17 protein-coding genes are annotated in these 18119 nt (G+C 44.3%); 11 read left to right on the top strand and 6 right to left on the bottom strand.

Features of this window, described 5'->3' with window-relative positions:
* Nucleotides 1–141: 141 nt before the first annotated feature.
* On the bottom strand, nt 142–1020 hold the full coding sequence (gene nadK / locus Q1A86_RS04865) for an NAD(+) kinase (protein ID WP_299803538.1): 879 nt from the start codon (nt 1018–1020) through the stop codon (nt 142–144).
* 100 nt (nt 1021–1120) lie between these two features.
* Between nadK and grpE the strand changes: the two genes are divergently transcribed.
* Entirely contained in the window at nt 1121–1723 is a 603-nt protein-coding gene (gene grpE, locus Q1A86_RS04860; RefSeq protein WP_299803536.1) for a nucleotide exchange factor GrpE, read from the top strand.
* Nucleotides 1724–1855: 132 nt separating this feature from the next.
* Here grpE and dxs read toward each other — a convergent pair whose 3' ends face one another.
* Genes dxs through xseB form a run of 3 tightly spaced genes read right to left on the bottom strand, consistent with a single transcriptional unit; the run spans nt 1856 to nt 4864 of the window.
* A complete protein-coding gene (dxs, locus tag Q1A86_RS04855; protein WP_299803534.1) occupies nt 1856–3721 on the bottom strand; it encodes a 1-deoxy-D-xylulose-5-phosphate synthase in 1866 nt (621 codons plus the stop codon).
* Between the two features lie 21 nt (nt 3722–3742).
* Nucleotides 3743–4624, bottom strand: coding sequence for a (2E,6E)-farnesyl diphosphate synthase (ispA, locus tag Q1A86_RS04850; RefSeq protein WP_299803532.1), 882 nt, complete (start codon nt 4622–4624; stop codon nt 3743–3745).
* Nucleotides 4625–4864 (bottom strand): exodeoxyribonuclease VII small subunit, encoded by a 240-nt coding sequence (gene xseB, locus Q1A86_RS04845; protein WP_190273609.1) that lies wholly within the window; start codon nt 4862–4864, stop codon nt 4625–4627.
* A 421-nt stretch (nt 4865–5285) separates the two neighbouring features.
* Between xseB and pomA the strand changes: the two genes are divergently transcribed.
* The 3 genes from pomA (at nt 5286) to thiI (ending at nt 8685) form a co-directional block, all read left to right on the top strand.
* Nucleotides 5286–6053 (top strand): flagellar motor protein PomA, encoded by a 768-nt coding sequence (gene pomA / locus Q1A86_RS04840; RefSeq protein ID WP_299803528.1) that lies wholly within the window; start codon nt 5286–5288, stop codon nt 6051–6053.
* 4 nt (nt 6054–6057) lie between these two features.
* Complete coding sequence (locus Q1A86_RS04835) at nt 6058–7026, top strand: flagellar motor protein MotB (protein ID WP_299803526.1); 969 nt, start codon at nt 6058–6060, stop codon at nt 7024–7026.
* A gap of 204 nt (nt 7027–7230) precedes the next feature.
* Nucleotides 7231–8685: a tRNA uracil 4-sulfurtransferase ThiI gene (gene thiI / locus Q1A86_RS04830; RefSeq protein WP_299803523.1), complete on the top strand. Its 1455-nt coding sequence runs from the start codon at nt 7231–7233 to the stop codon at nt 8683–8685.
* 162 nt (nt 8686–8847) lie between these two features.
* Here the strand turns inward: thiI and Q1A86_RS04825 are convergent, their stop codons facing one another.
* A complete protein-coding gene (locus Q1A86_RS04825; protein WP_299803521.1) occupies nt 8848–9081 on the bottom strand; it encodes a hypothetical protein in 234 nt (77 codons plus the stop codon).
* Between the two features lie 181 nt (nt 9082–9262).
* On the opposite strand from Q1A86_RS04825, the gene Q1A86_RS04820 reads away from it, so the two are divergent.
* The 4 genes from Q1A86_RS04820 (at nt 9263) to rlmM (ending at nt 12666) form a co-directional block, all read left to right on the top strand.
* Nucleotides 9263–10174, top strand: coding sequence for a transcriptional regulator GcvA (locus tag Q1A86_RS04820; protein ID WP_220761844.1), 912 nt, complete (start codon nt 9263–9265; stop codon nt 10172–10174).
* An 88-nt stretch (nt 10175–10262) separates the two neighbouring features.
* On the top strand, nt 10263–10895 hold the full coding sequence (locus Q1A86_RS04815; RefSeq protein ID WP_299803922.1) for an alpha/beta fold hydrolase: 633 nt from the start codon (nt 10263–10265) through the stop codon (nt 10893–10895).
* A 60-nt stretch (nt 10896–10955) separates the two neighbouring features.
* Nucleotides 10956–11342 carry a DUF423 domain-containing protein gene (locus tag Q1A86_RS04810; RefSeq protein ID WP_299803518.1) on the top strand — a complete coding sequence of 129 codons (387 nt, stop codon included), beginning with the start codon at nt 10956–10958 and terminating at the stop codon, nt 11340–11342.
* A gap of 241 nt (nt 11343–11583) precedes the next feature.
* Entirely contained in the window at nt 11584–12666 is a 1083-nt protein-coding gene (gene rlmM / locus Q1A86_RS04805; RefSeq protein ID WP_299803516.1) for a 23S rRNA (cytidine(2498)-2'-O)-methyltransferase RlmM, read from the top strand.
* Between the two features lie 80 nt (nt 12667–12746).
* Here the strand turns inward: rlmM and Q1A86_RS04800 are convergent, their stop codons facing one another.
* Nucleotides 12747–13757, bottom strand: a complete 1011-nt coding sequence (locus Q1A86_RS04800; RefSeq protein WP_299803514.1) for an isocitrate dehydrogenase — start codon at nt 13755–13757, stop codon at nt 12747–12749.
* Between the two features lie 251 nt (nt 13758–14008).
* Between Q1A86_RS04800 and Q1A86_RS04795 the strand changes: the two genes are divergently transcribed.
* The 3 genes from Q1A86_RS04795 to Q1A86_RS04785 all read left to right on the top strand — a co-directional run bounded on the left by Q1A86_RS04795 (nt 14009) and on the right by Q1A86_RS04785 (nt 17952).
* A complete protein-coding gene (locus Q1A86_RS04795; RefSeq protein ID WP_299803512.1) occupies nt 14009–16804 on the top strand; it encodes a prolyl oligopeptidase family serine peptidase in 2796 nt (931 codons plus the stop codon).
* Nucleotides 16805–16959: 155 nt separating this feature from the next.
* Entirely contained in the window at nt 16960–17598 is a 639-nt protein-coding gene (locus Q1A86_RS04790; RefSeq protein ID WP_299803510.1) for a MarC family protein, read from the top strand.
* A gap of 126 nt (nt 17599–17724) precedes the next feature.
* Nucleotides 17725–17952, top strand: coding sequence for a hypothetical protein (locus Q1A86_RS04785; protein ID WP_299803508.1), 228 nt, complete (start codon nt 17725–17727; stop codon nt 17950–17952).
* Nucleotides 17953–18119 lie beyond the last annotated feature (167 nt).

The following is an 18119-nucleotide window of genomic DNA, read 5'->3' as shown; positions in this document are numbered from 1 at the left end:
TACAGCTTGGATTAAGATGGAGTGAAAGCTGTAATTTATTAACAGCGAAGTAATGAAAGTTACGAGTAAAAAGGAGCTGAGGACTTGTTGATATGATGCCGATAGCCATTTAAAGCAGGGCATATCGGCATGATGGGATTACTAGAATAGTTTGCTTCCCCAGCCGAGCTTGGTACGCAAAACGTGAAAATAGTTGTGTCCTTTAGGGTGGACAAGTCTTAAGGTCTCATCACTACGTTTGATAATGATCTCATCACCAGGTAAGACTGACAGATGGACGTGGCCATCACAACTGACCTCTAGATTATCGGCGTTATGCGGTGATACGACTAACTTGATGATGCTGGCAGCATCGACAACGATCGGCCTGCAGGAAAGCGTATGCGGAAACATAGGCACTAAGATCATCGCAGCTAAGTTCGGTGTTAAAATTGCGCCGCCCGCAGACAGTGAATAAGCTGTCGAACCAGTAGGTGTTGAGATGATCATCCCGTCGGCACGTTGGCTATACATGAATTTGTCGTCGATATAGACTTCAAACTCGATCATATGAGCAATTTTGCCAGGATGAAGTACAGCTTCGTTTACCGCTGTGTTGCTAGACTTTAATTCACCATGACGGTGTACCTCGGCTTCGAGTAAGAAACGCTGTTCTATTTCAAACTCGCCATCGAGTACTTTTGATAATGCTTCTTCAAAAGAGTCTGGTGGTAAATCGGTTAAAAAGCCTAAATTGCCACGGTTAACGCCAATAACACCGATATTGAATCGTGCAAGCACACGGGCGGCACCTAGCATATTACCGTCACCACCGACGACAATCGCTAAATCGCACTGCTTACCTATCTCTAATAGATCGACAGATTGAGCTTGTGGCCCAAGTTCTCCGGCGACTCGCTCTTCGACTAACAATTTATAGCCTTGCATGCTAAGCCAATGATGCAACCTTTTTAGGGTCTGAGTCGTACCTTTATGGTTAGGTTTACCAATTAGACCAATTGTGTGAAACGTATTGCTCATAAATTATGTTAGATCCAGCTTTAGGCCTTGAAACCTTAAATTTGATCCCCATAATATGCCCAGAGCATGCAGAAACAAAGCATTTTTAGCTGGAGCAAAAATGAGCAACCAAACAAATAAAGCACAAGATAACCAAGTCGAAGAGATCGTAGAAGGCGAATTGCTTAACGAGAACGGTACAGAAGCGACTGATGAAGCCTCTTTGATGGATGAGCTTACTCAAGCAAACTTCCGCGTTGAAGAGCTAGAGAAAGCTTTGCAAGAAGCTGAAGCTAAAGTCGATGCACAAAAAGATTCTGTGATCCGCGCAGCAGCTGAAGTGGATAATATTCGTCGCCGTTCGGCAATGGATGTAGAAAAAGCACACAAGTTCGCATTAGAGAAGTTCATCAATGAATTGCTTCCCGTATTAGATAATATGGAACGCGCTCTGCAAGGTACCGACGCAGAAGCTGAAGCGACAAAAGCCATTTACGAAGGTGTTGAACTAACAGCGAAGAGCTTTATCAGCACAGTTGAGAAGTTTGGTTTAGTTCAAGTTAACCCACAAGGTGATACCTTCAACCCTGAACTTCACCAAGCTATTGGTATGCAGCCAAGCACAGATTTCCCGGCTAACACCGTTATGATGGTAATGCAGAAGGGCTACACATTGAATGAGCGTCTACTGCGCCCAGCAATGGTAATGGTTTCTCAAGGCTAATTGAGTTTGTTTATTTGCGTTAACAAAACTTGTTAGCGCAAAACAAGCATTAAAAAAGGACTGCCCAAGCAGTCCTTTTTATTTAGCTATTTTCTCACCGATTCAAGACATAAACACGCTTATTGATTGGTATCAGGCGATATAGTCTTCGATCTGCTTTTGAATACCAGCAGCATCTAAACCTAGCTCACTGATGATTTCATCTGGTGCGCCGTGCTTAATAAACTCATCAGGCAAACCAATTAGCAATACCGGTTTAGGCATCTTAAGTGTTTGCAATAGCTCAAGTACGCCAGAGCCCGCACCGCCCATAATAGCGTTCTCTTCCACTGTGACTAATACATCGTGGTTTTCAGCCAGCTCTTTAACCAGTTCAACATCCAGTGGCTTCACAAAGCGCATATCGGCAACGGTGGCATCCAATGCTTCTGCAGCCGTTAAACTGCTTGCTAGTAAGGTACCAAAGTTAAGGATGGCAATCTTCTTACCTTCACGTTTGATCTGGCCTTTACCAATTGGCATCGCCGTCATGGTTTCGACTTGCTTAGCACCGGTAGCGCTGCCACGTGGATAACGCACAGCGGTTGGGCCGTCGTTGTAGCAATAACCTGTATATAGCATCTGGCGACATTCGTTTTCATCGGATGGCGCCATGATCACCATATTCGGCACGGTGCGCATAAAGCTTAAATCGAATGCACCCTGATGAGTCGGGCCATCTGCGCCAACAATACCACCGCGATCGATAGCAAACAGGACTGGTAGTCTCTGTAGAGCCACGTCGTGGATCATTTGATCATAACCACGCTGCAGGAAGGTTGAATAGATTGCCACAACAGGCTTATAGCCTTCACAGGCAAAACCAGCACCTAAGGTGACCGCGTGTTGCTCGGCAATGGCTGCGTCAAAGTACTGCTTAGGGAAACGTTGAGAGAACTCAACCATACCTGAGCCTTCACGCATGGCTGGCGTAATACCTAAGACTTTTTCATCTTTTTCAGCAATATCACATAACCACTTACCAAATACTTCAGAGAAGGTAGGGTCTGTCGGCTTAGCCGCAGGTTTCTCGAAGGTTGACGGATCAAACTTTGGTACCGCATGCCAGCCGATAGGATCTTTTTCCGCAGGCTCATAACCACGACCTTTTTTAGTCATGATGTGCAGCACTTGTGGGCCACTTAAATTACGCATATTACGCATGGTTTCAACAAGTGCATCAACATCATGGCCGTCAATTGGGCCAATGTAGTTAAAGCCAAGCTCTTCAAATAAAGTACCTGGAACGACCATGCCTTTTAGGTGCTCTTCGGTGCGCTTAGCCATCTCTTTGATGACCGGCATACCTTTAAGCACTTTCTTACTGCTTTCACGGATAGTGGTATAGAAGCGGCCTGACATTAGCTGTGCAAGGTGATTGTTGAGTGCACCAACGTTTTCAGAGATAGACATCTCGTTATCGTTTAGCACCACTAGCATGTCGTTATGCAAGTCACCAGCGTGGTTCATGGCTTCAAACACCATGCCGCCAGTCATTGCGCCATCGCCAATGACGGCAACTACTTTACGGCCTGCTTGCTCTTTTTCTGCCGCAACAGCCATAGCAAGAGCTGCACTGATAGACGTACCAGAGTGACCAACACTAAAGGTGTCGTATTCACTTTCTTCACGCCATGGGAATGGGTGCACCCCACCTTTTTGGCGAATGGTGTGCATCTTTTCACGGCGACCAGTTAGAATTTTGTGCGGATAAGCCTGGTGACCAACGTCCCAAACTAATCTGTCAAATGGCGTGTTATACACGTAATGAAGCGCAACTGTCAGTTCCACCGTGCCAAGACCCGATGCAAAATGACCGCTTGATTTACCAACAGACTTCAATAGGAAACCTCTAAGCTCATCTGCCAATTGTGGCAACACGGCTTGAGGGAGCTGTCTTAGCTCATCTGGGGTATTAGCCTGTGCTAGCACAGGAAATTGAGAAATATCAAAACTCATACGAGATTCTTTGTCTCTTTATTAAACTCTTCGCTCAATGATGTAACGGGCGAATTCTGCAATTAACTGGCTATTGTATGGTAATTTAGCCAGCGCTGATAGTGCGTCCTCAATCAAACTTGCCGCAGTTTCTTGAGCGCCTTCTAAACCAAGCAACTTTGGATAGGTGCTTTTGTTTGAATCTGTGTCTGAGCCTTGTGGCTTTCCTAGCTCTTCGGTGCTGGCGATGATATCGAGCACGTCGTCTTGTACCTGGAAAGCTAGGCCAATAGCATCGGCAAAATCGAGTAGAGCTTGACGCTCTTTACCCTCTATTTTCGCGGCTATGATGGCAAACTCTACCGCACAACGAATAAGCGCACCGGTTTTTAGTTTGTGTAGCTGTATTAAGGTGGCGAGTTCGATCTGTTTATCGGTGGCACTTAAATCCATCGCTTGACCACCGCACATGCCACTATACCCAGAGGCGCTGGCTAAGGCTCTAACCATGGCTAAATTCTGTGATGGAGTGATGTTTTCGATGGGCTCACTGATGATTTCAAAGGCCAGAGCCTGTAATGCATCACCGGCTAATATAGCGGTTGCTTCATCGAATGCAATATGGACTGTAGGTTGCCCGCGGCGCAGTTCATCGTCATCCATGGCGGGTAAATCATCATGGATCAGAGAGTAGGCGTGGATACACTCAACAGCCGCAGCACAAGAGTCTAAGGTTGACAACTTCACGCCTAACATCTCGCCGACGGCATAAACCAGAAAGGGTCTAATGCGTTTTCCGCCAATTAAGGCCCCATGCTTCATCGCTGCTTTTAATTGTGGTTCGATATCGGCAAGCGCGTCGATACGCAACTCAAGTTGCTGGTTGATACGCTCTTGGTATAGCTTTAGTGACTCTAGTAACAATTACTCACCCTCAATATCATAAGGTTTAAGAGTGTCGACACCCTCTTCTTGCATTAGTACGGCCACTTTTTGTTGAGCATTTTCTAACTTGCTTTGGCTGTTGCGCACAAGCTTAATTCCGCGCTCGAACTGCTTTAATGCGTCATCGAGAGCGATATCGCCATGCTCTAAGTCAGTTACGATTTTTTCTAGCTCGGAAAGTGAATCTTCAAATGAGAGGTTTTCTGGTTTTTTTGCCACGATGATCATTCCTAGAAATAAGCGGTACACAAAGTATATCAGCAGGGCACAAGGGTCAAATCAAGCCGTTGACTATTTGCGCAAAAGCACGCTTTCAATATCAAACTTACCTGCAAAGTGAGTAAATTATACGTGAGCTAACGGAGTATAGATCAGCTATTCAGTCGCCAAGCTTCAGAGGTATTCCTGCAAATGAAGGCGTATTTTAACGGAAATATCACTCAAGAGATCCTTTTTTTGGTCGTTATATATGTTGATATGCTAAAAATATGGCTGCCAATGGTGTGTTTCACGACTTGGCACTTGCCGTTGAACCAAAGGCATAATATTGTCGCTACTAATTTTATTCTCTGTATTTATGTAGCTATTAGCATTCGAGGCTGTGAGTTGACAGTGTTTTGATTGGTATTGAGGAGCAGTTTTGGATTTAGCAACCCTGATAGGACTTATTGGCGCATTTGCCTTCGTTATCATGGCAATGGTCAGTAGTGGTGGTATCGGCATTTTTATTAACGTGCCTTCGATTCTCATTGTTTTAATCGGTTCTTTGTTTGTGGTTATGATGAAGTACAACCTCAAACAGTTTTTAGGCTCAGCTAAGATTGCCGCCAAAGCTTTTATCTTCAAGTTAGACAAACCAGAAGATCTTATCGAACAATCTATCTCAATGGCCGATGCTGCGCGTAAAGGGGGGTTCTTAGCTTTAGAAGAGGCTGAGATCGGTAACAGCTTTATGCAAAAAGCGGTTGATATGCTGGTTGATGGTCACGATGGTGATGTGGTGCGTGACGCGCTTGAAAAAGACATCGCGCTAACCGAAGAGCGCCATAGAACGGGCATTGGTATTTTCAAATCAATTGGTGATGTGGCGCCAGCCATGGGCATGATTGGTACTTTGATTGGCCTTGTGGGAATGTTGTCTAATATGGATGACCCTAAATCGATTGGTCCTGCGATGGCGGTTGCGCTGTTAACGACATTATATGGCGCTGTGGTTGCTAACATGGTCGCACTGCCGATTGCCGATAAATTATCCCTTAGAATGAATGAAGAAATGCTAAACCGTAACTTGATCATGGATGCGGTTTTGGCAATTCAAGATGGTCAGAACCCGCGGGTTATTGAAGGCTTCCTCAAGAATTACTTATCAGAAAAAACGAGAAAAATAGACACCTTGGAAGGGGCGTAAGCAGATGGCTAAAAAAGCCAAATGTAATTGTCCTCCACCCGGCGCACCGCTCTGGTTGGCAACTTTTGCGGATTTGATGTCGCTGTTGATGTGTTTCTTCGTTTTGCTGCTGGCATTTTCAGAAATGGACGTGATGAAGTTTAAGCAAATTGCCGGCTCGATGAAGTACGCCTTCGGTGTGCAGAATAAAGTTGAAGTGAAAGATATTCCAAAGGGCACCTCTGTGATAGCCCTAGAGTTTAGGCCGGGTAAACCAGAGCCGACGCCGATAGAGATTATCAATCAGCAAACTAATGAAATGACTGAACCTATGCTCGAGTTCCAAGAGGGTGAAGACTCAAGCGCTGGGGGCATTCAACAGCAACGCGGCGAACAACGTGGTGGTCAGGCCTCGGCGACAGCTGTAGAGCAAAGTGAGGCGGAAGCTAAGGCTGAAAACGCTGCTCAATCGGATACCCAGTCCACTAAGACTCAAGCTTCTGCTCAAGATAAAATCAACGAGCAGGTGAAGAAGATGGCACAGGAGCTCAATAAAGAGATCGTCGATGGAGCAATCGAGATCGAGTCCTTAGGTCAACAGATTATTATTCGCATTCGAGAAAAAGGCGCGTTCGCTTCGGGATCGGGCTTCCTACAACCTAGGTTCAAACCTGTGGTACGCCGTGTCGGTGAGCTGCTTAAAGATGTGCCAGGTATTGTCACTGTCTCTGGGCATACCGATGACTGGAACATCTCTAACGAGTTATATAGTTCTAACTGGGATCTATCGAGCAAGCGAGCCGTGGCCGTTGGTCATGAGTTGATTAAGGTGAAGGGCTTTGAGCCAAAACGGATGAAAGTGGTGGGAATGGCATCATCGGATCCGTTAGTGGAAAACAATTCCAGTGCTAATCGCGCACGAAATCGTCGGGTTGAAATTGCGATTGAGCAGGGCAAAGCTAAAGAGTCGAAAGAGATCCAAGTCAGCCAGTAGTTATCACTTTAAATAGACAATATAAAACACGCAATATGAGGCCACTCTGTTGCGTGTTTTGGTTTAATAGACCCTATGCGGACTATTTATCAGCCAATATTTACGGTTTTGTCGAGACAAACTGAGATTGGATATACGCAATTGCTACGCGATCTTGTTATAATCGGTGAATTGCTGTTTAAACTACCCCCTCGCGGAAGACCAATGAAATTTATCGTAAAACTGTTTCCTGAAATCATGATGAAAAGCAAGCCGGTAAGAATGCGTTTTACCAAGATGCTTGAGACCAACATTCGTAACGTACTTAAAAAAGTCGATGAGTCTGCGAAAGTACAGCGCCAGTGGGACAAGATCATGGTGATGGTGCCAGATGATAGGCCTGATCTGGTTGAAGCATTTGCTGAGCGTTTAGCCTGTATTCCAGGTATTGCCCATGTATTACAAGTCAGTGTTAGCACCTTTACCTCTGTCGATGACATCTACCAACAAACCTTAGTTGCCTATAAAGAGCAATTAGTCGGTAAGACATTTTGTGTACGTGTAAAGCGTGCGGGTAAGCATGACTTTAATTCGATTGAAGTTGAGCGCTATGTCGGCGGTGGATTAAATCAATTTACCGAGGCGGCAGGTGTTCGTTTAAAAAATCCTGATATGACAGTGCACCTAGAGATCGATAATGACAATCTTTATCTTATCGATAAGCGTATTGAAGGCCTAGGTGGTTTCCCTATGGCGACTCAAGAAGATGTGTTGTCGCTAATCTCTGGTGGTTTCGATTCTGGTGTGTCGAGTTACCAGTTTATTAAGCGTGGCTCTCGTACCCACTATTGCTTCTTTAACTTAGGTGGCGACCAGCACGAAATAGGTGTTAAGCAGGTGGCTTATCATTTATGGCAAAAATACGGTGAGTCACATAAAGTTAAGTTTATCTCTGTGCCGTTCGATCCTGTAGTTCAAGAAATTCTAGAGCGTGTCGATAATGGCCAGATGGGCGTGGTACTTAAACGTATGATGATGCGTGCAGCAGCGCGTGTTGCACAAAAAATGGGTATTCAAGCGTTAGTTACAGGGGAGGCTATGGGTCAAGTATCAAGCCAAACTTTAACGAATCTAAACGTGATTGACCGTTGTACAGAGCAGCTAATTTTACGTCCTTTGATTGCAATGGATAAGCAAGATATTATCAACCTTAGTCGTCAAATCGGTACCGAAGACTTTGCTAAATCAATTCCAGAGTATTGTGGTGTGATTTCCCAAAAGCCAACGGTTAAAGCGGTATTAGCGAAAGTTGAAGCCGAAGAAGCTAAGTTTTCTGAAGATCTGCTCGACCGCGTGATTGCAGATGCTGAAATTATCGATATTAGGGAGATAGCAACGCAGATGGATACTAAAATTACCTCAACAGAAACTGTCGATGCGATCAGTGCTGGCGAAATCATAATTGACGTCCGTGCGCCAGAAGAGGAAGAGAAATCTCCACTAGCAGTTGATGGTATTGAAGTGAAGGCAATTCCTTTCTATAAGCTAGCGACTCAGTTTGCCGATCTAGATAAAGAGAAGAACTACCTGCTTTATTGCGACCGTGGCGTCATGAGTAAGCTGCAGGCGCTTTATCTGCAGGAGCAAGGTTACACCAATGTTAAGGTTTACCGCCCTTAATATGAGCTACTGAGCGCTTATTAGCGTAAGTATGGCAAAGGCGACTTTAAATTAGTCGCCTTTTTTGTATTTTCGGAAGCGCTATTTTAAGCGGCTAGTAATAAACAGGCACAAAAAAACCACCAAGTTGGTGGTTTAAAAGTTGAAGAGTTAGCAGCGATATTAGTCGGCTAATAACACCTGAGCGGTGGCTTCTTCGTTCTTTTTCTGTTCATCTGTTACTAGCATAGTATCAAGTTCAGAAGTTAGCTGAGCCTGCATTAATTCCATGCTTTCTGCTAAGTTAGCTGTTAATGTCGCTTCAATATCTTTGGTGTCGATTGTAATTTCGTCAGCGCTAACCGATGCTGATGCGCTGAGCATAGCAATAACAAATACTGATTTTAGGTTTAACATTGGTGTTAGTCTCCAGACTTAAATTTGGGTTGTTAGACACTCCCCAATTACGTCGTAGAGGCTGTCCAACTGGTATCATTTCGTTGGGGCAAATTCTGTACAAAAAGGCTGGCCTTTACAAACGATAAAATGTAACAATAGGCATTAGAAAAACTAATTAAAAATCGGGATCTGGATCACTATGGCAAGACGATTACCTCCCCTAAATGCAGTGAAGGCATTTGAGGCAGCAGCTAGGCATTTAAGCTTCACTCGGGCTGCTGAAGAATTGTTTGTTACTCAGGCTGCAGTGAGTCATCAAATTAAAGCATTAGAAGAGTATCTAGGATTAAAATTATTCCGTCGTAAGAACCGATCATTGCTGTTAACCGAGGAAGGTCAGAGTTACTTTCTCGATATAAAAGATATCTTCACTCAACTTGCCGATGCGACAGACAGATTATTAGCGAGAAGTGCCATAGGTTCGCTTACAGTCGCGACCTCACCTAGCTTTGCGATTCAGTGGTTGGTACCTCGACTGGCTAAGTTTAGTGAGAAAAACCCAGAGATTGATGTGCGAATTAAAGCTGTGGATGACGAGGATGGCTCACTTACCGATGATGTCGACGTGGCAATTTATTATGGCATGGGTAACTGGCAAGGAATGCGTGCAGATAAGTTAAGAAACGAAGTACTTATTCCTGTTTGTTCACCTCTTTTACTCAATGGTCCTAAGCCATTAGAAAAGCCAAGCGATCTTAGAAATCACACCTTGCTACATGACTCTAGTCGCCAAGATTGGTTGGCTTGGTTTAGACAATGTGGAATTACTGATATTAATGTGAACCAAGGTCCAATATTTAGTCATTCTTCTCTTGTGTTGCAAGCTGCCGCTCACGGTCAAGGTGTGGCGCTAGGCTACAGTGTACTTGCAAGACCCGATATCAAAGCGGGCCGTCTAGTCTGTCCTTTCCCTGAAGTTTTAGTCAGTAAGAATGCATATTACTTAGTGTGTCAACAAAACCATGCTGAAATAGGTAAAGTGGTAGCCTTTAGAGAGTGGATGCTGGACATGTTTGAAGAGGAGACCCGCAGTGAGTTGCTTACAGGATAACTTAAAGCAAGCCTATTTAGATGGTGAGTTGGCAGCAACTGTTGCCGCGCTCAAGAGCGAGGATTTACGCTTCGATGCCAGTCAGTATCTGATTGATGGTGCAAACGGCAAAGACACGCTCAGCTGTCACGCTGACACCCTAATCGTACTGACTCATGGTGCTGGCGCCAATATGCAGCATGATTTTATGTCAGTAATGGCTAAGGGGTTGAGTTTTAGCGCCACAGTGGCTCGCTTTAACTTTCCTTATATGCGTGCCAATGCCATCGATGGCAAGCGTCGTCCACCCGATAGGGCGCCTAAGTTGATTGCTGACTATGCCTTGCAGTTAGCAATTTTAAGGCTGCAGTTTAAGCCTAAGAAAGTCTATTTAGTGGGTAAGTCCATGGGCGGGCGTATGTCGGCAATTTTAGCCGAGAGTCTCAGTGTCGATGGCGTCATTTGTTTAGGTTATCCGTTTATTCCTCTAAGCGGTGGAGAGCCAAGATTAGAGCCAATTGAAAAGTGTACGGCGCCGATGATGGTGATCCAAGGTGAGCGCGATAAGTTTGGTCATCAGGGCTTAGTGGAAACCTGGCCAGTAATGAACAAAGTACAACTGCATTGGTTAACCGATGGCGATCATAGTTTTAAGCCAAGAAAGTCGTCAGGCACGACACTAGAGGCTAACCTAGGCGAGGCAATCGCGCTTATCAAAGCGTTTATTAAGCAGTCACAATAACGTTAATCGAACAGCCGTTAAGACTATTTATGGTTATCTTTGGCTGTTTTCGGAGGTTAGATGCGTAATGGATTTTTGCTGCTAGCAGCATTGAGTGGTTTTATTGCTGTAGCATTAGGGGCATTTGGGGCTCATGGACTAAAGAACGTGGCTCCGCCTGAGTTAATTGCTATCTTTAACTTAGGCGTCGAATATCAGTTCTATCATACATTTGCCTTGATTGTGGTGGCCTTCTCCGGCCACTGGATCAAATCACGACTACTCGACTGGGCTGGCTATCTCTTTATTGCAGGCATGATTTTGTTTTCAGGGTCACTCTATTTGTACGCGTTAATCGGTGCGAAGTGGACCGGTCCCGTGACTCCTATGGGCGGAGTGTGCTTCCTACTCGGTTGGCTATTTATTGCTGTTGCAGTATGGCGTAACCGAGTCAAAGAGCTCGATTAGATTAAGCTTGCTGATTAGGCTGCTTATGGGCAGGGGGAAGGTTAGGGCTGAATATTAAATTTTAGACAGTACCCAGCTAAGCTTGAACAGTGTAAAATAGCGGGCAACAACTTTGTTGGCCGCTTTTTTATATCAATTATTCAATAACGCTAATTGTTTTAAGCGCTATGCTTTTGAAGCGACAGTACCATTTTAAACCAAGGTACTTTGATTGATATTATTTTTATCTTCAGGAAATTCAATGATAAACCTATTTTTATTTTGCCGTGCTGGCTATGAGAAAGATTGCGCAGCAGAGATCCAAGTGCGCGCAGCTGAGCTCGATATTGGTGGATTTGTAAAAACCAATACTAATGATGCTTATGTGATTTTTCAGTGCTTCCAAGCCGGTGATGCTGAAGTTTTAGCTAAAAATATCAGTCTAGACTCGCTCATTTTTGCCAGACAGATGTTTGCTGCAAAAGAGTTGCTTAAAGGTTTGCCAGAGCAAGATAGAATTGGCCCAATCGTTGAAGCATTAGAACAAGTAAACAAGGCGGGTGAGCTGCGGGTTGAAACGCCAGATACTAACGAAGCGAAAGAGTTATCTAACTTCTGTCGTAAGTTTACTGTGCCGCTTAGACAAGCGCTGAAGAAATCAGGCACCTTGCTTGAGAAAGAAAATCCTAAGCGCCCAATCATTCATGTGTGTTTTGTTGCCTCTGGCCAAGCATATGTTGGTTACTCTTTGAGTAACAACAGCTCACCTTATTTCATGGGGATCCCAAGACTTAAGATTGCAGCAGACGCACCGAGTCGCTCGACCTTAAAACTTGATGAAGCTTTTATTCACTTCATTCCTAAAGAAGAGCAAGAAACGCGTCTAAGCAGTGGTATGAAGGCCGTGGATCTTGGTGCTTGTCCTGGTGGCTGGACTTATCAGTTGGTGAGGCGTGGCATGTTTGTCGCGGCTGTTGATAACGGCCCAATGGATCAAGGCTTGATGGATACAGGACAGGTAAAGCATTACCAGGCCGATGGTTTTAGATTCGAGCCGCCAAGAAAGAACATCACTTGGCTTGTGTGCGACATGATTGAGAAGCCATCTCGCGTGGCGGAGCTTATTGAAGCTTGGGCAATCAATGGTTGGTTTAAAGAAGCTATCTTCAACCTAAAGCTGCCCATGAAAGCACGTTATAAAGAAGTGTCGACCATTCTAGCGACTATGGAAGAGATCCTAAAAGAAAATGGTGTCGATGATTTTTCTATTGCCGCTAAGCATCTTTACCATGACCGTGATGAGGTGACTGTTCACCTTTGCTTGAGACCGACTCAACCTTGGTAAACCTGGCGCAAATCTGCGATAAATAGACATAAAAAAGGCCCCATGCGAAAGCATGGGGCCTTTTTAGTGATTCAAGAGAATTAAGATAAACGCTCAATCACAGCTTGAGTGAAATCAGTTGTTCCGTGAGTACCACCAAGATCGCGTGTGGTGCGGTCGCCTTCTTCAATCACTGCGGTAATCGCGCTGCGGATAAGCTCAGCTTTATCTGACATACCTAAGTATTCAAGCATTTGAATCGATGCAAGCACTACAGATGTTGGGTTAGCTAGGTTCTTACCTGCGATATCTGGCGCACTGCCGTGTACCGCTTCAAAGATTGCCGCGTCGCTACCTATGTTAGCACCCGGTGCCATACCTAGACCGCCTACAAGGCCTGCACAAAGATCTGATAAGATGTCACCAAATAGGTTGGTGGTAACAATCACATCGAAGTTTTCTGGGTTCATCACCAACTTCATACAGGTCGCATCAACGATCATCTCTTCAGTTGTGATGTCAGGGTAACGCAGGCTGACTTCACGAGCGACTTTTAAGAACAGGCCTGAAGTCGACTTCATGATGTTAGCTTTATGAACGATAGTGACCTTCTTACGGCCTTCTTTGCGGGCGAGTTCATAGGCAAATGTAGTGATCTGCTCTGCGCCTTGACGAGTAATAATACTGGTCGCTTCAGCTGTTGCACCGTCTTCTGAGACTGTTTGACCTAGGCCTGAATACATACCTTCGGTGTTTTCACGCACTGTGATGATATCGATATTGTCATAACGAGCCTGTGTGCCTTTAAAAGACAATACTGGGCGTACGTTTGCGTAGAGGCTGAATTGCTTACGTAGGCTAACGTTTATCGAGGTGAAGCCTTCACCGACAGGAGTCGTCAACGGGCCTTTAAGAGTAATGCGGTTTTTTTCGATAAGCTCAAGGGTACGCTGGGGTAATAATTCACCGTGCTTTTCTAAAGCAGCTAACCCTGCATCTGCAAATTCATACTCGAAATCACAACCTGCTTTATCAAGGATCTTAATTGCTGAGTCGATAATGCTTGGGCCAATCCCATCACCAGGGATAACGGTTATAGTTCTTTTTGTCATGGATAGTCCTACCACGGTTAGGCGTTACTGCAATTGTCTGACCATGTCTTGGGACACGGTAAGTGACTTGGATTTTTTTCTTTTTGTTCGATGTATTTTAAACACTTTTAAACAACTTTTACAGGAAAGAGTGAGCAATCTCACGTTTTTTTCTGTAGGGTAACTTGCATAAATAACTGCTAATGACGATGATTGATCGTTAAAAGGTTAAAAAGTCTACTTTAGTCTAATAATAAATAATGAGGAAGACCTTGAAGTCATTACCTATCACATCTCTATTACTATTCTCGACGAGTTTGTTATCTGCAAACTTGTTGGCGGCCACAAACCGAATAACACCTGACGATATCATGCGATTTGAATCGCTGAAAAATCCTGTGATCTCAGATACTGGCAATATGTTAGCTGTCGAGGTTACACCAGATCGTGGTGATAGCCATGGTCTTGTCAAAAATCTTCTTGCGAATAATGAGTTTAGCGTAAAAGGCGGTAGCAAGCCAAAAATCAGCCATGATGGTCGTTTTGTCGCGTTTGTCGATGCCATTCCATTACTCGACTCAGAAAAAGCGACTAAGAAAGCTAAGAAGAAACTCAAGTCCGGCTTGGTTTTATTAGATACCTCTACTGGTGAAGAACAACGTTTTGAACGAGTAAAATCCTTTGAGTTCAACGAGAAAGGAACCCATCTAGCTATCTGGTTTGAAGCGGAAGAACCGAAAAAAGACGGTAAATCTGATGACAAGGTTCAAACCAGCAAAAGTGATCTAAAAATCGATAAAGAGGATATTGGCTCTAAAGTTGAGCTGCTTTCTCTTAATAGCTTGAAATCAATCACTTTTAAAGATGTAACAGCTTTTAGCTTCGATAAGTCAGGCCTCAATTTTGCTTTAGCGATAAATAATATTGAAACCAATAAGCATGAGTTGAGAGTCGTAAAATTAGCCGATAATACTGCATCGATAGTCCACAGTTTAAAACAGCAACAGTTTGGCTCGATAGCCTTATCTAACGATGGCAAGTTTTTAGGTTTTACCTATGGCGATGCAACAGCCAAAACTTTTGGTCGCGAATATAAACTGTCGCTATTGAATCTTGAAACGAGTCAAATTGTAGAGACGGCTAAATCAAAAGACTGGACATTGAACCGATACGCTACACTGCGTTTCTCAGACGATAGCCAACGCTTGTTCTTTGGGCGGGTGCCGCAGGTGAGTCAGCAGTTGGAAGTGGCTAAGTATGAGGAGCAGGCAGATCTATTTGATAAACAGATTATCACCTCAAATCGTGCTCTTAGAGTGTGGCATGGCGACGATCCACGTATTAAGCCTCACGAAGTAAAACAGTATAAAAAGGAGCTTAAGCGCACTTATTTAGCTGTACTGCATGTTAACGGGAATAACTTGGTGCAACTTGCGGATCTAAACGTGCCAGACGTTGAAGTGCAGCAGCAGAAGCGTTTTGCACTAGCCAGCTCAGATCTGCCGTATCGTAAGATGATCACTTGGGCCGGTTTTTACCGTGATTTTTACTTAGTTGATCTAAACACTGGGCGTAAAATCCCGCTACTGACACAGCAAAGTAGCTCTGAAGAGCCAAATTTGTCTCCAGGTGAAAAGTTTGTTTCTTACTACTTACATGGCAATGTATTCCTGTATGAAATCGCTCAAGATAGACGTACAAATATCACTAAAGCGCTAGATGTTTCTTTTGCCGATGAAGATCATGACTATCCATCGAATGCACCTAGCTATGGCTTCGGGCCTTGGATTAGCGATGATACCGGTCTTCTACTCTACGATAAATATGATATCTGGCAAGTTCATACAGGTTCCCATGATGCATTCAAGTTGACTGCTGGTGAAGGACGTAAGCAGGGGGTGCAGTACCGAGTGACTGGCCTAGTCGAAGATAAAGATCATCCAAGTGTACTTAACAGCGATGAAAAAATTCTCTTGCATGGTTACAGCGATATCGATAAAGGGGATGGCTTTTATCAGGCCCAAATAGGTGTTGCTGGCGTGACTCCTTTGATGGAGGGAGACTATAAGCTTAAACTTTTAGCCCGCAGTAAAGATGCGCAAACGATAGTGTATTCCAAAGAGCAGTATGATCTGTTCCCCGATCTCTACACTGCCAATTACGATAAGCCACAAGATGCGATGCGTCAGACGGATCTTGACCAACAACGTCAAGGTTTTAACTGGAGTCAGTCTGAGTTGGTTCAGTGGACAAATGGCGACGGTAAACCGCTTGATGGGGTTTTGATTAAACCAACAAACTATGTCGAAGGTCAACGTTATCCTGTGCTGGTCTACTTCTATCGCTTTATGAGTGATAGGTTGCATGCCTTCCCCCAGATGAAGATCAACCACCGTCCAAACTTTGCATGGTACGCCGACAATGGTTACGCAGTATTTTTACCCGATATTCGTTTTGAAGTGGGTTATCCTGGTGAAACCTCAGTGCAAGCCTTAACTTCTGGTGTGCAGCACCTTATCGATATTGGGATTGCTGACCCTCAAGCGGTAGGTATTCAAGGCCACTCTTGGGGAGGCTATCAAACAGCATTCGCTGTGACGAAAACCAATATCTTTAAAGCTGCGGTGACAGGCGCACCTGTGTCGAACATGACGAGCGCATACAGCGGTATTCGTCATGGCAGTGGCCTTGCTAGACAGTTCCAGTATGAAACGGGTCAGAGTCGTATTGGCGAAAGTTTATTTAAATCGCCGCAGTTGTACATAGAGAACTCTCCGGTATTTTACGCAGAGCGTATTAAAACACCTATGATGATCATGTTCGGTGATAAAGATGATGCGGTGCCTTGGGAGCAAGGTGTTGAATTGTATTTAGCGATGCGCCGTGCGGGTAAAGATGTGGTGTTCTTACAGTATCAAGATGAGCCACATCACCTTAAGAAGTATTCCAATAAGTTAGATTACAGTATTCGAATGATGGAGTACTTCGATCATTACCTAAAGGGCAAGCCAGCCCCTAAGTGGTTAAGCGAAGGTGAAGCTTATACCGAGTACAAAAAGGCCGATTAAGTCTAATTGATAATATTAGAAAATACCGAGCTTCAATAGCTCGGTATTTTTTTATCTTTAAAATTTGGCTAATGGGGTAAACAAGGTCGTAATCACTTCAAATTTCTGCATAATGAATATTCTTAACAGAGCGTTATAGGGTGGAGAGCGAGATAATGGATGGAATTTGGATACACTTTGCTACGGTATTTATGGGATTTTTTGCGATTATGAATCCTGTTGCCAATGTGCCCATTTTTCTTGGGCTCACCTCTGACTATGATGAGAAGACGACTCGAGCCATCGCTTTTAGGGCGCTAATAATTGCATTTGCCATCACCTGTTTATTTGCGGTTTCTGGCCAGCTGATTTTTAATCTTTTTGGTATTTCCTTGCCTGCTTTTCGAATTACTGGTGGTTTGTTGATATTTTTAATTGGTTTTCATATGTTGCAGGGTAGTCAATCGACAGTTCATCATGATAGTGAGCAGCCTACCGGCGAGTCACTTGAATCTAAGCTGAGTGTGGCAGTATCTCCTTTGGCTTTACCTATCTTGGCCGGTCCAGGCACTATTGCGACGGCGATGAACTATACTGCTGCAGGGGGCGCACCTGAGCTTGTTAGCACCATAGTGTCGTTTGGTTTGCTATGCGTGATCACTTATATATTTTTTATTTTTGGAGGGCGCTTAGTCAGCTACTTAGGCAGCGCTGCGCTAGGAGCTATCACTAGGATGATGGGACTCATTCTGGCCGTAATAGGGACTCAGATGGCAGTCGAGGGCTTGCAAGGGGCTTTTAAAGTTTTAGGTTAGCCGTGAAATAGTTTCGGGAACAAGACTTTTTTAAGGCGTGAAAGGTAATTTAGGCTAATAATTAGCTTGTTAATTAGCGTGTCTTATTGATTAGTCAAGATTGGAGTTCATCAACAAGGAGCGTATATGAATAAGATCCAAAGTGTCAGTTTAATGAGTTTGTTTGTTCTTGCTTTACCACTGTCAGTTTATGCGAAAGCGCCTTTAGAGGGGGAGCCTGATTGGGAGGCTCGCAAGCTACCGCCAGTGGAAAGTGAAGCGAATAAAACTGAGAAAGAGCGTTTGTTACAAGAACTGAAGCGATTGGAAGAGGCTGAAGAAGACGCACAAAAGCGGTTAGATAATAGGGTGTAGAGGAAAGGCGGTTAGAGAATGAAGGGTAAGTCTAAGCGCTCAGTAAAAGACGAGATAGAACCTTTTCTCGATACTTAACCACAAAAAAGCAGCGATAATTTCGCTGCTTTTTGCTTTATATAAAAACCAACCGAGTGAGGACTTAACGAGCCGGGTGGCTAGATTTC

Origin of the sequence: uncultured Shewanella sp. (genome assembly GCF_947497935.1) — a bacterium.
Taxonomy (GTDB): Bacteria; Pseudomonadota; Gammaproteobacteria; order Enterobacterales; family Shewanellaceae; genus Shewanella.
The sequence above is the reverse complement of the archived record's forward strand: the minus strand, read 5'-3'. Positions and strand labels throughout refer to the sequence as shown.

Bases quoted from the DNA above. Each gene is read 5' to 3' on its own strand.
- nadK (WP_299803538.1), bottom strand. From the start codon at position 1,020: ATGAGCAATACGTTTCACACAATTGGTCTAATTGGTAAACCTAACCAT.
- grpE (WP_299803536.1), top strand. From the start codon at position 1,121: ATGAGCAACCAAACAAATAAAGCACAAGATAACCAAGTCGAAGAGATC.
- dxs (WP_299803534.1), bottom strand. From the start codon at position 3,721: ATGAGTTTTGATATTTCTCAATTTCCTGTGCTAGCACAGGCTAATACC.
- Q1A86_RS04835 (WP_299803526.1), top strand. From the start codon at position 6,058: ATGGCTAAAAAAGCCAAATGTAATTGTCCTCCACCCGGCGCACCGCTC.
- thiI (WP_299803523.1), top strand. From the start codon at position 7,231: ATGAAATTTATCGTAAAACTGTTTCCTGAAATCATGATGAAAAGCAAG.
- Q1A86_RS04825 (WP_299803521.1), bottom strand. From the start codon at position 9,081: ATGTTAAACCTAAAATCAGTATTTGTTATTGCTATGCTCAGCGCATCA.
- Q1A86_RS04820 (WP_220761844.1), top strand. From the start codon at position 9,263: ATGGCAAGACGATTACCTCCCCTAAATGCAGTGAAGGCATTTGAGGCA.
- Q1A86_RS04810 (WP_299803518.1), top strand. From the start codon at position 10,956: ATGCGTAATGGATTTTTGCTGCTAGCAGCATTGAGTGGTTTTATTGCT.
- rlmM (WP_299803516.1), top strand. From the start codon at position 11,584: ATGATAAACCTATTTTTATTTTGCCGTGCTGGCTATGAGAAAGATTGC.
- Q1A86_RS04800 (WP_299803514.1), bottom strand. From the start codon at position 13,757: ATGACAAAAAGAACTATAACCGTTATCCCTGGTGATGGGATTGGCCCA.
- Q1A86_RS04790 (WP_299803510.1), top strand. From the start codon at position 16,960: ATGGATGGAATTTGGATACACTTTGCTACGGTATTTATGGGATTTTTT.
- Q1A86_RS04785 (WP_299803508.1), top strand. From the start codon at position 17,725: ATGAATAAGATCCAAAGTGTCAGTTTAATGAGTTTGTTTGTTCTTGCT.